This is a genomic window from Type-D symbiont of Plautia stali (assembly GCF_001485335.1).
GTDB lineage: Bacteria > Pseudomonadota > Gammaproteobacteria > Enterobacterales > Enterobacteriaceae > Pantoea > Pantoea vagans_C.
This window is the reverse complement of sequence record NZ_BBOC01000017.1, coordinates 1-16,239: the sequence shown is the minus strand read 5'-3', so window position 1 is coordinate 16,239 and position 16,239 is coordinate 1. Positions and strand designations below refer to the sequence as shown.

The 16,239-nt window shown below is 53.7% G+C and carries 11 protein-coding genes and 1 pseudogene; 5 read left to right on the top strand and 7 right to left on the bottom strand.

All coding sequences use genetic code 11. From position 1 onward, the window contains the following. Positions 1 to 5: 5 nt before the first annotated feature. The 3 genes and pseudogenes from wecA to trxA form a co-directional block, all read right to left on the bottom strand. Complete coding sequence (wecA, locus tag PSSD_RS07595; RefSeq protein WP_039329289.1) at positions 6 to 1,082, bottom strand: UDP-N-acetylglucosamine--undecaprenyl-phosphate N-acetylglucosaminephosphotransferase; 1,077 nt, start codon at positions 1,080 to 1,082, stop codon at positions 6 to 8. A gap of 278 nt (positions 1,083 to 1,360) precedes the next feature. After that, a pseudogene (gene rho / locus PSSD_RS07590) lies at positions 1,361 to 2,619 on the bottom strand (transcription termination factor Rho). 344 nt (positions 2,620 to 2,963) lie between these two features. Beyond that, the gene (gene trxA / locus PSSD_RS07580; protein WP_039329191.1) at positions 2,964 to 3,296 is read right to left on the bottom strand and encodes a thioredoxin TrxA; all 333 of its coding nucleotides are present in this window, start codon (positions 3,294 to 3,296) and stop codon (positions 2,964 to 2,966) included. A gap of 116 nt (positions 3,297 to 3,412) precedes the next feature. Here trxA and rhlB point away from each other — a divergent pair, with 116 nt between their 5' ends. After that, positions 3,413 to 4,708: an ATP-dependent RNA helicase RhlB gene (gene rhlB / locus PSSD_RS07575; protein WP_039329190.1), complete on the top strand. Its 1,296-nt coding sequence runs from the start codon at positions 3,413 to 3,415 to the stop codon at positions 4,706 to 4,708. Positions 4,709 to 4,715: 7 nt separating this feature from the next. Beyond that, complete coding sequence (gene gppA, locus PSSD_RS07570; protein WP_039329189.1) at positions 4,716 to 6,200, top strand: guanosine-5'-triphosphate,3'-diphosphate diphosphatase; 1,485 nt, start codon at positions 4,716 to 4,718, stop codon at positions 6,198 to 6,200. Positions 6,201 to 6,357: 157 nt separating this feature from the next. Here the strand turns inward: gppA and rep are convergent, their stop codons facing one another. Next, positions 6,358 to 8,379: a DNA helicase Rep gene (gene rep / locus PSSD_RS07565; RefSeq protein ID WP_058970338.1), complete on the bottom strand. Its 2,022-nt coding sequence runs from the start codon at positions 8,377 to 8,379 to the stop codon at positions 6,358 to 6,360. Between the two features lie 181 nt (positions 8,380 to 8,560). Here rep and ppiC point away from each other — a divergent pair, with 181 nt between their 5' ends. After that, positions 8,561 to 8,842: a peptidylprolyl isomerase PpiC gene (gene ppiC / locus PSSD_RS07560; protein ID WP_034827827.1), complete on the top strand. Its 282-nt coding sequence runs from the start codon at positions 8,561 to 8,563 to the stop codon at positions 8,840 to 8,842. Here the strand turns inward: ppiC and PSSD_RS07555 are convergent. Next, positions 8,812 to 10,902 carry an AsmA family protein gene (locus PSSD_RS07555; protein WP_058970336.1) on the bottom strand — a complete coding sequence of 697 codons (2,091 nt, stop codon included), beginning with the start codon at positions 10,900 to 10,902 and terminating at the stop codon, positions 8,812 to 8,814. The genes ppiC and PSSD_RS07555 overlap by 31 nt on opposite strands. Before the next feature lie 62 nt (positions 10,903 to 10,964). Next, the gene (pdeH, locus tag PSSD_RS07550; protein ID WP_058970334.1) at positions 10,965 to 11,738 is read right to left on the bottom strand and encodes a cyclic-guanylate-specific phosphodiesterase; all 774 of its coding nucleotides are present in this window, start codon (positions 11,736 to 11,738) and stop codon (positions 10,965 to 10,967) included. Between the two features lie 284 nt (positions 11,739 to 12,022). Between pdeH and kdgK the strand changes: the two genes are divergently transcribed. Further along, a complete protein-coding gene (gene kdgK, locus PSSD_RS07545) occupies positions 12,023 to 12,958 on the top strand; it encodes a 2-dehydro-3-deoxygluconokinase (RefSeq protein ID WP_058970331.1) in 936 nt (311 codons plus the stop codon). 475 nt (positions 12,959 to 13,433) lie between these two features. Continuing rightward, positions 13,434 to 14,303 (top strand): alpha/beta hydrolase, encoded by an 870-nt coding sequence (locus tag PSSD_RS07540; protein WP_039329180.1) that lies wholly within the window; start codon positions 13,434 to 13,436, stop codon positions 14,301 to 14,303. Between the two features lie 173 nt (positions 14,304 to 14,476). Here PSSD_RS07540 and PSSD_RS07535 read toward each other — a convergent pair whose 3' ends face one another. Then, a complete protein-coding gene (locus PSSD_RS07535) occupies positions 14,477 to 15,991 on the bottom strand; it encodes a M16 family metallopeptidase (RefSeq protein ID WP_039329178.1) in 1,515 nt (504 codons plus the stop codon). Between the last annotated feature and the right edge of the window lie 248 nt (positions 15,992 to 16,239).

The window sequence follows — 16,239 nt, the reverse complement described above, 5'->3', positions numbered from 1 at the left end:
GTAACTTATTTTTTATCTTCGCTGCTACTTTGCCAGCGACGTTTTATGCGACGGATTTTGCGTGCCACACGCCAGGCGTGTTTCAGGCAATAGCCATAAAGGAAGAATGCCATCAGGAATAACACCAGCATCACCCACTCGGGGATGAAGGCAAGGTATTCACCTAATACGCCAATGCCCGCCAGAATCGCTGCGGCTACAGTGATCAGGACAAACGCCTGACGTGAAGTAAAACCGGCGCGCATGATTAAATGGTGAATGTGCTGGCGGTCAGCCGAAAACGGGCTCATGCCTTTGCGTAAGCGGCGATACATAATGGCCACCATGTCCATCAAAGGAATGGCAATCAGCCACAATGCTGTGACGGGGGTAATCGGGTGACTCAAGCCCTGGGTGGTTTCCAGCAGAATCCAGATGATGGTGAACCCGATCATAGTGCTGCCGGCATCGCCCATAAACACCTTATAGCGGCGACCAATCAGACCAAGGTTCAATAAGATATAAGGAATAGTGGCCGCGATCATGGCGAAGCACCACATCGCGAGGCTGGTCTGGCCGTCGAAATAGAGGATGATGCCCATCGCCGCAAAGGTGACGCTGGCAAGGCCTCCCAGCAGGCCGTCAATCCCATCAACCATATTGAAGGCGTTGATCGCTGCCCAGACGGCAAACAGCGTGAGCACATAGCCAAAAGGCCCGACAACCAACTCCACAGGGCCGATGATAAAGCCGAGGCTCAATAGATAAAGCTTGGCACCGACCATCATCACAATGGCGACGGCTGCCTGCACTAACGCGCGAATTTTAACGCTGATGTCGAAGCGATCGTCCAGCGCACCGACCAGCACCAGCACACCTGCGCACGCAAGATAGAGTGAGGCATGGGGCAAATAATAATCTGAAATAGCGAAAGCAAAGCAGATCCCCGCATAAACGGAAATCCCGCCCACTAAGGGAATGGCGCCATGGTGTCGTTTTCTTGAATTAGGCGTGTCCACCAGCCCAATTTTTTTAGCTGCTTTGCGAGCAAAAAATAGGAACACTAAGGTAAAAAGAAAAACTAAACCCAGCTCAGTACTCATAGTGAGTAAATTCACGTTAACGCTCTCAGCTAAAATCATCGACAACAATAAGCAAGATCCTTGCCATTGCCGTATATCCTTTGTCCGAATTCTGCCTGCGAAAAGTCTGATTGCTGAAAAAAGCAGCACCTTTCTGGCACAATCATCATAATGCTTCCTGACTGGGCTAATCCTAATGCCCATAAATGAAAAACGCCACGTTAAGACGTGGCGTTAGCAATAAATCCTGGCAAAGTGTGCGACCGAATCGCTTCGCTTAGCGATTCACGTTCGCCAACTTATGAACGCTTCATCATATCGAAGAATTCATCATTGGTTTTGGTCATCGCCAGTTTATTGATGAGGAACTCCATCGCGTCAATTTCACCCATTGGATGGATAATTTTGCGCAGGATCCACATCTTCTGCAGTTCTTCCTGAGAAGTCAGCAGCTCTTCTTTACGGGTACCGGAGCGATTGTAATCGATAGCCGGGAACACACGTTTTTCCGCAATTTTACGCGACAGGTGCAGTTCCATGTTACCTGTACCTTTAAATTCTTCGTAAATCACTTCATCCATCTTCGAACCGGTATCAACCAGCGCGGTCGCGATGATGGTCAGGCTGCCGCCCTCTTCCACGTTACGTGCCGCACCGAAGAAACGCTTTGGACGGTGCAGGGCGTTAGCATCCACACCACCGGTTAAGACTTTACCGGAAGCTGGAACAACGGTGTTATAAGCACGGGCCAGACGAGTGATGGAGTCAAGCAGGATGATAACGTCTTTTTATGCTCAACCAGGCGCTTAGCCTTCTCGATCACCATCTCAGCAACCTGAACGTGGCGTGATGCTGGTTCGTCAAAGGTAGAAGCAATCACTTCACCTTTTACCAGACGCTGCATCTCGGTCACTTCTTCCGGACGCTCGTCAATCAGCAGTACCATCAACACGCAATCCGGGTAGTTGTAGGCAATGCTCTGCGCAATGTTCTGCAGCAGCATGGTTTTACCGGCTTTCGGTGGTGCCACGATCAGACCACGTTGGCCACGGCCAATTGGCGAAGCCAGGTCGAGTACACGTGCGGTCAAATCTTCGGTTGAGCCATTACCGCGCTCCATACGCAGACGATTGTTTGCGTGCAGTGGCGTGAGGTTTTCGAACAGAATCTTATTACGCGCGTTTTCCGGCTTGTCGTAGTTAACTTCGTTAACTTTCAACAGTGCAAAATAACGTTCACCCTCTTTTGGTGGGCGAATTTTGCCAGAAATGGTGTCACCAGTGCGGAGGTTGAAGCGGCGGATTTGGCTGGGAGAAACGTAGATATCATCGGGACCGGCGAGGTAGGAGCTGTCTCCAGAACGGAGGAAACCAAATCCGTCCTGCAATATCTCCAGCACACCATCACCAAAGATGTCTTCGCCACTTTTGGCATGCTGCTTCAGGATAGAGAAAATAATATCCTGCTTGCGCATACGTGCCTGGTTTTCCAGACCCATATTTTCGCCGAGGGTAATCAGCTCAGAAACCGGCGTATTCTTTAATTCGGTAAGATTCATAGTGAGGGTTCTTAAACTCGGGGTAATTCTCGAAATGATTGTCGTGAGTGGTATGGCAAAAATTCCATGCCTGTTAATGGCTCTTTTTCAACTCTACTCGACGATTATCGTCAGGTGTGGCGATAGGAAACGAAGAGACGGTCGAAAGGTGATGCCGAATGTGCTAGTCATCAGATTGCCAAACCACGATAACGTTCAATGCGAGCAGGGTCTGACAAGGGAAAACTTTAGATGCAAACTACAAGGTAAGTGCGTAATGCAGTAAGGTCAACTTAACACGCCTGAAAGAGGACGTCCAGCAGTGGCGAAAAAATTCACCACTGCGGAACAACACCGCGCTGGACTTAAGCCAGGTTAGCGTTCAGGAACTCTTTCAGCTGACCTTTAGACAGGGCGCCGACTTTGGTCGCAGCCACTTCGCCGTTCTTGAACAGCAGCAGTGTCGGGATACCACGAATGCCGTACTTAGGCGCAGTGCCCGGGTTGTCATCAATGTTCAACTTGGCGATGGTAAGCTTACCTTCGTACTCTTCTGCGACTTCGTCGAGAATGGGGGCGATCATTTTGCAAGGACCACACCATTCAGCCCAGAAATCTACCAGAGTGACACCTTCTGCTTTCAACACGTCGGTGTCGAAACTGTCATCGGTCAAGTGAACGATTTTATCGCTGCTCATGTTTAACTCCAAAGATTGTGCCTGGCGAATTGGCGTAAAATATACCAACGTAGGATGACTTTATTTCATCGGATACGCTTTCGTAAAGCGCTAGTAAGCTGATATTCTACCACACTATGAGCAAAACACACTTAACTGAACAGAAGTTTTCCGACTTCGCCCTGCACCCACAGGTAGTGGAAGCCCTTGATAAAAAAGGCTTTCATAACTGCACGCCTATCCAGGCGCTCGCATTGCCTTTTGCGCTTTCAGGGCGTGATGTTGCGGGTCAGGCGCAAACCGGTACGGGCAAAACGATGGCGTTCCTGACGTCAACGTTTCATCATCTTCTTTCTCATCCAGCCGCCGAAGGCCGCCAGATCAACCAGCCGCGCGCGCTGATCCTGGCCCCTACGCGTGAACTTGCGGTGCAGATTCACGCCGATGCTGAGCAACTGTCGCAGGTGACAGGTCTGAAGTTGGGCCTTGCCTACGGTGGCGACGGCTACGACAAACAGCTGAAAGTGTTAGCGGAAGGCGTCGATATTCTGGTGGGCACCACGGGTCGCCTTATCGATTATGCTAAACAGAATCATGTCAATCTCGGTGCGATTCAGGTCATGGTACTGGATGAAGCCGACCGCATGTTCGACCTCGGCTTTATTAAAGACATCCGCTGGCTGTTCCGCCGCATGCCGCCGGCCACCCAGCGTCTGAGCATGCTGTTCTCCGCGACCCTTTCTTACCGCGTACGTGAACTGGCGTTTGAACACATGAACAACGCCGAGTACGTTGAAGTTGAGCCTGAGCAGAAAACCGGCCACCGCATCAAAGAAGAACTTTTCTATCCTTCTAATGAAGAAAAGATGCGCCTGCTGCAAACCTTGCTGGAAGAAGAATGGCCAGATCGCGCCATTATTTTCGCCAACACCAAACACCGCTGTGAAGATATCTGGGGCCACCTGGCCGCTGATGGTCACCGCGTGGGCTTGCTGACAGGGGATGTGGCTCAGAAGAAACGTCTGCGCATTCTGGATGATTTCACCAAAGGTGATGTCGATATCCTGGTCGCAACGGATGTTGCCGCACGCGGTCTGCACATTCCTGCCGTGACTCACGTGTTTAACTACGATCTGCCTGACGACCGCGAAGACTACGTTCACCGTATTGGTCGTACCGGTCGTGCCGGTGCCAGCGGACACTCGATCAGCCTGGCTTGTGAAGAGTACGCCCTGAACCTGCCTGCGATTGAAGAGTATATCGGCCATGGCATCCCGGTGAGCAAGTACAACAGCGAAGCACTGATGAGTGAACTGCCTCCGCCAAAACGCCTGCAGCGCAGCCGTTCAGGAAACGGCCCACGCCGTGGCGGAAACAACAGTAACCGTCGGAGCGGTGCACCGCGTAATAACAACCGTAAACGTTCGAGTTAAGCACACCATGCTGAGCGCATCGTCACTTTATGCTGCGATTGATTTAGGTTCTAACAGCTTTCATATGTTGGTGGTGCGCGAGGTATCCGGCAGTATTCAGACCGTTGCGCGGATTAAACGCAAAGTGCGTCTGGCTGCCGGGCTGGACAAAGCCAATCAGCTCTCCATCGAAGCGATGCAGCGCGGATGGCAATGTTTAAAGCTTTTCTCCGAACAATTGCAGGACATCCCGCCTGAGCAAATCCGCGTGGTGGCAACCGCGACGCTGCGTATTGCCGAAAATGCACAAGATTTCCTGACCACTGCTGAAGAGATTCTGGGCTGCCCGGTGAATGTCATCAGCGGCGAGGAAGAAGCGCGTCTGATTTATCAAGGCGTTGCCCATACTACCGGCGGTTCCGATCAGCGCTTGGTGGTGGATATCGGCGGGGGCAGTACCGAACTGGTCACCGGTGAAGGTTCGCACGCGACCACGCTGTTTAGCTTGTCGATGGGCTGCGTCACCTGGCTGGAACGTTACTTTGGCGATCGCCATCTGGCGAAAGAGAATTTCGAGCAGGCCGAACGGGCTGCGCGCGAGATTATTCGCCCTGTCGCTGCCGCCCTGCGTGAAAAAGGCTGGCAGATCTGCGTGGGCGCCTCCGGCACCGTGCAGGCACTGCAGGAAATCATGGTGGCGCAGGGGATGGATGAACGCATCACCCTGAGTAAGCTGCAGCAGTTAAAACAGCGCGCCATTCAGTGCGGGAAGCTGGAAGAACTGGAAATTGAAGGATTGACGCTGGAGCGTGCTCTGGTGTTCCCAAGTGGCCTTTCCATTCTCATCGCCATCTTCCACGAACTCAATATCGACAGCATGACGTTGGCCGGCGGTGCGCTTCGCGAAGGTTTGGTGTACGGCATGCTGCATCTGCCGATCGATCGCGATATCCGCAGTCGGACATTGCAGAACGTCCAGCGCCGCTTCTCCATTGATGTGGAACAAGCAGGCCGCGTGCGTCAGTTGGCAGAGAGCTTTTTCCGCCAGGTGAGCAGCAGTTGGAAGCTGGATAACCGATGTCGTGACCTGCTATTAAGTGCCTGTTCTATCCACGAAATTGGCCTGAGCGTCGATTTTCGTCAGGCGCCACAACACGCCGCTTATCTGATTCGTCATCTCGACCTCCCTGGCTTTACTCCCGCCCAGAAAAAAATGTTGGCCTGTATGCTGCAGAACCAGAGTGGCAGTATTGATCTGGGCTTGCTGACGCAACAGAACGCCGTACCTCCGCGCATGGCAGAACGGTTAAGCCGCTTGTTACGTCTGGCGATTATCTTCTCCAGCCGCCGTCGTGATGACACGCTGCCCGCGGTACGTTTGCAGGCCGATGATGATGCACTGCATTTGACACTGCCTGCTGGCTGGCTGGATGCGCATCCGCTGCGAGCTGAGCTGTTAGAACAGGAAAGTCACTATCAGTCCTACGTACACTGGCTACTTACTATTTCTTGATCGAACCGACTGCGCTTGCTGATGCTGGGTTGAAAAGCTCCCGTCAAATGCGCATTTACGGCCTGGCGACAGAAGATCTCGTGATTTCCAGGTGCGCATGAATGCGCACCCTACAGGTTTTTTGCGTAGGGTCGCCATTCATGGCGACCGCCAACCATTAACCCTTTTTCGCCTTATCCAGCATCGCGCGTAATCCAGCGACTCGCGATTGGCCGGTCTTCATGCGCTCTTCCGCGCTCACCACTTTTTTCTCGTGCTCCCACACCACATCATCCTGCGGTAGCTCCAGCAGGAAACGACTCGGCTCCGGGCGCACCAGCTCACCGTACTGGCGGCGCTCGCGGCACAGGGTAAACGTCAGCTCTTTCTGCGCACGGGTAATGCCCACGTATGCCAAACGGCGCTCTTCTTCGATGTTGTTCTCGTCGATGCTGCTTTGATGTGGCAATAGCCCTTCTTCCATACCGACCAGATACACATACGGGAACTCCAGCCCTTTCGATGCGTGCAGCGTCATTAGCTGCACCTGATCGCTCTCTTCGTCACTTTCACCGCGTTCCATCATGTCACGCAGCGTAAAACGGGTGACAACCTGCGCCAGCGTCATCGGCTCATTCAGTTCGTCACCTTCCAGCATTTCCGTCATCCACTGGAACAGCGTGTTGACGTTCTTCATGCGCATTTCAGCCGCTTTGGGGCTTGGCGAGGTTTCAAACAACCAGCTTTCGTAATCGACACCGCGAATCAGGTCGCGCACGGCATTCACCGGTTCACGCTCGGTCAGCTGAATAATGTCATTCAGCCAGTGCGTAAACCGCTGCAAGTGCTCAAGACCGCGTCCACTCAGCGTCTGCTCCAGTCCCATATCGAAACTGGCATTGAACAAACTCTTACTGCGCAGATTGGCCCACTCACCCAGCTTTTGCAGCGTGGCGGGGCCAATTTCACGGCGCGGCGTGTTGACGATACGCAAGAAGGCGCTGTCATCTTCCTGATTCGTCAGTACTCGCAGATAAGCGAGCAAATCTTTAATTTCCGGGCGCGAGAAGAACGAGGTGCCGCCAGAGATACGATAGGGAATACGGTTCTGCATCAGCTGCTTTTCAAACACGCGCGACTGATGGTTGCCACGATAGAGGATCGCGTAATCTTTGTAGGCGGTCTTATTAATGAAGTGGTGGGCAATCAGCTCCCCTGCGACCCGCTCCGCCTCATGGTCCTCATTGTTGGCACTCAGCACTTTTAACTCGCTGCCTTGTCCCAGTTCGGAAAACAATCGCTTCTCAAACACGTGCGGGTTGTTGGCAATCAGGATATTGGCAGACTTCAGAATGCGCTGCGTCGAGCGGTAGTTTTGCTCCAGCTTCACCACTTCCAGCGCCGGGAAATCCTCTTTTAATAACACCAGATTTTGCGGACGCGCACCGCGCCATGAGTAGATCGATTGGTCATCATCACCCACCACGGTAAAGCGCGCACGGCTGCCGACCAGCAGCTTGACCAGCTCATATTGACTGGTGTTGGTGTCCTGATATTCATCCACCAGCAAGTAGCGAATGCGCTGCTGCCAGCGTTCGCGCACTTCCTGGTTGCGTTGCAGCAACAGCGTAGGTAGCGCGATTAAATCATCGAAATCCAGTACGTTGCAGGATTTCAGGTGCTGATCGTACAGCTGGTAGCAATGGGCGAAAATCTGGTCACGCTGCGATTTCGCCAGCCCTGCCGCACCCTGCGGATCCACCAGATCATTCTTCCAGTTGGAGATGGTAGAGATCAGCTGCTGTAACAGGGTTTTGTCCTCTTCCAGCCACTGCTGGGTGAGGTCTTTCAACAGTGCCAGCTGATCCTGGTCGTCGAACAGTGAGAAACTGGCTTTCATCCCCAGCGCTTTGTATTCGCGTTTGATGATCTCCAATCCAAGTGTATGGAATGTCGAAATCATCAGGCCGCGCGCCTCTTTGCGCCCCAGCGTTTGTGCCACACGCTCTTTCATCTCACGCGAGGCTTTATTGGTAAAGGTCACCGCCGCGATGTGCCGAGCCTGATAGCCGCATTCGCGGATCAGGTGGGCGATTTTATTGGTGATAACACGGGTTTTACCTGAGCCCGCACCGGCCAGCACCAGGCAAGGACCGGTGACGAATTCGACAGCACGTTGTTGGCCGGGGTTTAAACGCATAACGGATTTTCACTCAGTTGAATCATAAGAATGGGGAACAAAAAGCCTGCCGCTATCCTGGAGGGTGCGCATTCATGCGCACCTCACTACCAGGTCGCCAAAAATGGCGACCCTACAGCAGATAGCAGCCGCATTAGGCTATAATGCGCCGGACATTATACATACATACAGAGACTCCATCATGGCGAAAACCGCGGCGGCTTTACACATCCTCGTCAAGGATGAAGCGCAGGCCAAATCCTTACTGGCACAGCTGGAGAAAGGCGCCAACTTTCAGCAGCTGGCCAAAAAACACTCCACTTGCCCTTCGGGCCGCAACGGCGGCGATTTAGGGGAATTTCGTAAAGGCCAGATGGTCCCCGCCTTTGATAAAGCGGTCTTCTCCTGCCCGCTGCTGCAACCTTACGGACCGGTGAAAACCGCTTTCGGCTATCACATCATCAAAGTGCTGTGGCGTAACTGATCACTTTTACTTTTCATCTGCTGCAACACGTTACTGCACTGATTCGCATCCGTATCGCTGGGCGAAATCAGTGCCAGCAGCGCCGCAGCCGGTGCCACCACAGCACCCAGCGCAACGGCTGCCGCACCGCGCGCAATCAACGGCCCCGCTTTCACACCCGCATCAGGATTTTTAAAGGTGCCGCGCACATAGAGCGGCGAACGCAAAGTGATAATACGAATGCCTTTGCTCTCCGGATTAATCGACAAATCCATCCGCTCATTGGCGAAGTTGACGTTGCCAGTGACGTTGATCACCGCATTCTCGGTATCCAGCACAAACACCTTCGGTGTGGCCAGCCCCTGACGGATATTCAGATCGGTGGCCGCGCAGTTGATGCGCACTTCATCGTCACCAAACAGCTTACCGACCACATAATTGCCGACGTTTAATCCGGCAATCTCCATCAGACTGCGGCTGATCAAGCCATCGTTCATCAACAACTTCAGCTCACCGTTACTGCTACCCAGCAAATCCGCCACTGAATTCCCGGTACCGCTCAGGGTCGCATCACCATTCAACTGCCCCAGGCTACGCTGCATCGCGGTGACATTCGGGAACAGCTGACGCAATTGCAATTTACGCGCGTGCAAATCAGCTCGACCGCGCATCGGACTTTTATCCCCTTCCAGATGCAAGGTGGAATTGATACTGCCGCCCGCCATGCCAAAGCGCAGCGGATCTAACAGTAGATCGCCGTTCTTCAATTGAAGATGGGTGTAAAGATCGCTGAGCGGCAGCTTGCTGCTGTGTTCGATGCGTTTGCCGCTGAACTTCACATCGGCATCCATCACATCCCAGCTTTTGGTATCGAACTTATCGTGTGGCAGCACACGGTCCGCGGGTTGCGTAGAGGCGTCGCCGCGCTGTGCTTTGGCCTGCTGGGTTTTCTCACTGCCTTTGCCTGAGTTAACCCCGATCAGCGGCCCTAAATCCGCCATACGCAGCTGATTTGAACTCAGCTCACCGGTCAGGCTCGGGCGCGGTTTTGCCTGACGATAGGTCAACGAGCCATGAATATCACTGTCACCAATATGACCGTTAAACTTCTCATACTGGAACAGCGGCCCTTTTTCCTCATTAAAGCGCGCAATCAGGTGACCATCCGTTTCATAAGGCGGCGTATCCGGCAACAGCACGCCGGTCAAACCATACAAGTTCGCCAGGGTGTCGCCAGAAAAACGCAGGCGCACATCTAAGCCACCGAGATTGAGCGGATCCTGCAAAGTGCCATCAACACGCACCCGCGTCGTGCCGTTACGCACATCGACCTGCAGCGGGAAAGGGGTCGTTTTGCTGCGCAGCGATAGCATGCCGCCAATTTTGCCCTCACCCTCCAGCTTCTGGTTGTTATAGGTGCCGTTTGCCTGCCAGCCGAAAACAAAATCACCCGCGCCTTTTTGCTGATCGTTACCGCCAGCGACTTGGGCATAAGGCAGCGGTTTACCTAACGGGTTGATAATGACCGTGACATCAGCCTTATTGATGGCATCGCGATAGCGCACTTCCCCCTTATCAAACAGGATGTTATCAAGACGGAATGACCAGGCTGAAGGCGGTGCGTTGGCATCGCTATTGGCGCTGCTGGCTAAGTTGAAGGTCCAGTTATTCTTTTTATCGGCGGTTTGTACCAAGCGCGCATCCGGTAACTGCAACTTGATCCACGGCAGATAAACCTCTTGATGCAGCAGCGCCAGCGGCGCAAGCGTGGCTTCAACGCGCTGCAAGTGCACCATGGTGACATCAGGAATATTGGGAGGGTTACCGAGCATAATGTCGTCGGCATGCACCTGTGGCCAGGGTACCCAACTGCGCCAGCCAGGCTCTTCGCGATTGCGCACCCAGGCAACGCCCAGGTCGCCGCGAATGGCGAAAGGTCGATTCAGTTCAGCCGAGACTTTTTGATTGATAGTCGGTTTGAGGCGGTTCCAGTCGAAGGTGGCGATTATCACCACGACCACCACAATCAATAATAATAAAATCCCGAAAACCCAACTCAGGATCTTTCCTGTGCGTGACATTATGCTTCCTCCTTGCCCTTCCACGTCTCAACTAACTGTAGTCGAGACGTCACGGAACGGGGTCAGGGAAGCTCAAGTGCCATATTTTCCAGTTCGCTGAAGGGAACCGGGCGCGAGAAGAAATAGCCTTGCGCGGCCATGGCGGGCGAATTCTGCACCTGCTGCCATTCCTCTTCTGTTTCAACGCCTTCCACGATCACACCGTTGCAATAACGGTTGATGAGCGCCAGTAACATCGAAAACAGTGAGCGGCCTTCATCGGTTGAACGCAGCAGCATAAACAACTCGCGAGACAGCTTAATATAGTCATAGCGCAGTTCGGTGAGCGCAGAGAAGTTCGCCATGCCAGATCCAAAGTCATCCAGCCACAACGGCCCAAGCTCGGGCATCTTCGCCACCATCTCCTCCTGCGGCAGCGCATGGTGTTCGGTCAGTTCGAAGCGCATCCACGGCAGTTCAGAGATTAATTCACGAATCCCAGCATGTTGCTGTATTGCCATCAACGTCGGGCCATCGATATTAACGGACGCCACCAACTGACGCTGGGTGAAAAAGTGTGACCACTGTAATAACAGCTCAAGCTGTTCCTCGACGACGTCGAGACGCTGCGCGATATTCAGCGCATCAAAATAGGTTTCGGGCGACAACCTTTTCTCTGGTGCGGAGGGATGAGTCACCGCAGTCAGTAATTCAATGGCCAGTAAACGGCCGGAGACCTGGTAGATCGGCTGGAAAGTATAGAATCGTTGGCACTGCTGCCAGAAGAGACGCGTTTCCTGTTGTTGCTCCAGTTCAATTGAAATAGGCAGCCGATGACTTAAATTATTCATCACCATGGTTTTTTCCTGGTTGGTGGTGGGTGCCTGCAAATAACATCCCAGCGGCAAGTATCGGCTATCAACGGGATAACTTTATGTGTCTCAGCAACCACACGAGCAGTTGAGTGTATCAGCGCGTGTCAGGCTTAATCGGCAAAACAAACGGCGCTTTGGCCGCTAAATCACCGTTGACGGGGCCATCCATCACCTTAAGCTAAATTAAAACATCGTTTTAAAAACCATTGACAGCTGCCATACCAGGCGCGAGACTCGTCAGCATAATTCACTACAGGTTAAAGATCATGACGCAGAAGACCATCGCCATCATTGGCGAATGTATGATTGAGCTGTCCGAAAAGGGTGAGAACATCAAACGCGGTTTTGGCGGTGACACGCTGAATACCGCGGTCTATCTGGCGCGTCAGTCAGATAGCCAGCAATTACGGGTAGATTATGTCACCGCACTCGGCACCGACAGCTTCAGCGATCAGATGATCGCCGCCTGGCGGCAAGAGCAGGTGCAAACTCAGCTGATTCAGCGCCTCGATAACAAAATGCCGGGCCTGTACTTCATTGAAACCGATGAACATGGTGAACGCACCTTCTGGTACTGGCGTAACGATGCGGCCGCACGTTTTTGGCTGGATAGTCCGGAATCTGAGGCGATCTGCCAGCAACTCGCCCATTACGATTACCTCTATCTCAGCGGAATTAGTCTGGCGATCCTGCCTGCGGCCAGCCGCGAGAAGCTGATGACCCTGCTCAGCGCCTGTCGTCAAAACGGCGGAAAAGTGATTTTCGATAACAATTACCGTCCGCGCCTGTGGGCTGACCAAGCCAGCGCACAGCAGGCGTACGCTGAGATGCTGCGACACACCGACATGGCCTTCCTGACGCTTGACGATGAACATCTGCTGTGGGGCGAACAGCCGCTGGAAGCGGTGATTGCGCGAACGCGTGAGGCTGGCGTGCAGGAGATCGCCATTAAACGCGGTGCCGATTCCTGCTTAGTGGCGATAGGCGACGATGCCCTGTGCGAAGTGCCGGCGATTAAGCTGGCAAAAGAGAAAGTGATCGATACCACTGCCGCAGGCGATTCGTTTAGCGCCGGTTACCTGGCCGTGCGTTTAGCCGGTGGAAGCGCGGAAGATGCCGCAGCGCGTGGTCATCTCACCGCCAGTACGGTGATTCAGCATCGTGGCGCGATTATCCCGTTGGAAGCCATGCCAAATCATTAATAAATCCGCTACGGTGGGTAGTGGCGTGCCATGGCGCGCCCGATGGCGGCAACGGGCGGCCTAAAGGCCGCACCCTACAAAATCCGTCGCGGCGCAATTTATTGCGCGATAAATCGCGCCGCTACCAAATTGACCTGCGCCCCTGAAAAAATCATTACCCCGACTTACCGAAGTCACAGGGAAATTTGTATTAACAACACATTTTTCACTACTAATTTTCATCATCATCGCCAGTCATCCCCATCCGACAGACGCCCCTCAAAACCACTTCAGCCTTACTAATAAGATCAATTTAAATTCAATCGATTACGGCAAGAAAACGGGCCGCCAGGCATAGTCCGAAACTGATGAAATCGGCGGTTTTCGGCTGGACGCCAGCAGGAAAACAGACCATGTTTTAATCAATAACAGCAGGACGCTGTGACTCCGGCCGCGAACAGAATAACGACAACATGACTCGCTCAGGACTGATTGTATGCACACAGAAATTATTAATATCTGGCCGCACGGTGATGCGCCAGGCGCGAGCGATTCGCGCGCTCAACCGCAAATCGTCGATCTTGCTAAAGAATATGAACCCTATGACCGCGCCGCCACCGGTGTGCGTTGCCCGGAGATGGCAATCTGGCATCCGGAAACCTCCAACGGGATTACGCTGCTGGTTGCGCCTGGCGGGGGCTATCAGCGGGTACTGATTGACCGTGAAGGCAGCGCGCTCGCCACCTTCTTCACTTCCATGGGCTATACGCTGGCGGTGATGACCTATCGCCTGCCCTACGATGGCCATCACGAAGGCCCGGATGCACCGCTGGCCGATGCGCAGCGTGCGGTTCGCGTGCTGCGAGATCGTGCGCAGCGCGGCATGAATGGCAAATATATTGTGATGATGGGCTTCTCTGCCGGGGGACACGTGGCCGCCAGCCTGGGCACGCGCTTTGGCGAGAAGGTCTACCCGGTTCAGGATCAGGCCGACAGCTTCTCACCGCGCCCGGATGCGATGGTGCTACTTTATCCGGTAATCAGCATGCGTGACGGGCTGGCGCACGAAAGCTCGCGCACCCGCTTGCTCGGCGCGTGGCCTGATCAAAAGCTGATTGAAGCCTATTCACTGGAAACGCGTGTGCATGCGCAAACGCCACCCACGCTGCTGATTCACGCCACTGATGATGAGTCGGTTTCCGTAAATAACAGCATGGTGTTCTTCAGCGCGCTGCGGGAGCACAAAGTGCCGGTGGAGATTCACTTCTATCAGAAAGGCGGCCACGGATTTGGCATCCGGGGCGTGGCGGATTTACCGCTAGCGAGCTGGCCGATGCTCGTGACCGAATGGCTTCGCGCCAAATGATCCCCTTCATACTTTGAGCTGCAGCGGCGTTGGCTGCGCGCGTTCACCCCAGTCACTTACTGATGTAAGCTCCTGGGGATGAACACCCTTGCCGCCTTGCTGCAGCTCAAATTATTTTGGGGATGACATGTGCCAAGATGATTAAACTTGGGCCATGAATCATAAATTATTTGTCATGACGACGGTTGCGCCGGGTCAGTGGCGCTCGCGCTGCCATTACTTTCCGGTTTGGCATCATCTGGCGCAGCCGGTGCGGCAGGCGCATCGGGTACCTTCATCACCTTGTCCCAACTGTCCTGCAGCATCTTCACGTTGGTTTCCGGTTCGCCCTGCGGCTGAATCAACACCATCGTCAGTTCCTGCGTCAGCTGCTGGCGCAGTTCCTGGTTGAGCTGCTCACGTGTCAATTCGCTGAGAAACGCCTGACGCAGCTTCTGGTACTGCTCCGGTGCGATATCCACCACCGCATTCTGCTGTGAACGCAAACGCTGCCCCATCAGAATATCGGTATCAGTACGTGCGTAAGTGGCGAACAGCTTGTTCAGCTCTAACAGCTTTTGCGCCATCAGCGCATCAAACTCTTCCTGCGGTAAGCCTTTATCACGCACCACCGCCAACTCTTTCGCCACCTGATTCATGTTCTGCGCCAGCGAGGCATTAGGGCTGTCCATATTAATGGAACACTGTGCGCGCTGGTACAGCACACGGCAGTCAAAACCGACCTGGACGTTCTGCGCTTTGCTGTCCGCCAGCGAGCGCTGCACATGCCAGAACAGGGCTTCACGCGCCAGATCGCTCTGCCAGTAGTGTTGCAGATTTTGCGAGTCGCGAATCGGTTGCCACGGCGTATCCCACACCAAAGACAGACGATCCTGGTTCATACCGCCGTTGACCAGGTTAACCGCCTGATGCGGCAGCGGTGACAGCGTCGGCAGTGCAGCCGGAGCCACGCGCTTGCCCTTCAGCGGTGAGAACGCTTTATTGATCTGCTCGGCCATACTGCGACTATCCACGTTGCCCACCACGTATAGCGTCATGCCATCCGGGGTGTACCACTGCTGATAGAAGCTATTAAGTTGAGCGATATCCACCGGTGCACGCGGCTGTTCGCCAGGATCGTGCGCCAGCATCGCTGAGCCTTTCAAACGATAACGCCACCACACGTCTTGGGTGTTAGGTGGCCAGGTGGCAATCGGGTCGGTCGCGGTTAACGCGGTCGAGATCACCTGCTCATTAATGGTCATTTTGCCTGCGGTCGCCGCCAGCCAGCTCAGCGCTTCTTTCAGCAGCTCAGGGCGGTTATTCGGCAAACTCAGGTTGTATTGGGTGTAATCGTATGACGATATCGCCGGTGGCAGCGGTCGCTGCGGGTCCATCGCCTGCTGCCACAGCGCGCGTTGCTGGTTGGTGTCCAACGCGGCGTTGTGTACCATCGCCATACGTGGAATCAAGTGGCTGAAGCCCGTTTGCTGCGCGCTCTCCACCAGCGAGCCGGTGTTAACGATCAGGCGCAACTCAATGCGATCGCTCGGACGCTGTGGTGTTGTCAGAAGCTGCCAGCTAAAACCATTGTCCAGTTTACCTTCCTGCCAGGCGGGATCGGGCTGGAGTGTTTCAGCGTGTGCGCCAAAGCCGGATGCCGCAAGGATCAATCCGCCAACCAAAAGCCGAATTCTGGTGCCCTGCATGTGAACCCCTACTCAAACAGATCAACGCTCACGTTGTAATCTGTTTAAGCTACAACATTTTGCAAGAAATCGGCTCCATTCCTATGTGATTTCCGTAAGACTTTACCCTGCAAAGCGAGTCAGGGAATTGAAGTGAATGAAGAACTTACTCTGATTTGATTATGGTTATCTGACGCTAATCTCTGCTGCGAATCATTCCCACCTAAAATATATTTATTTAAAATCACTTACAATGAATAGCCTCAATT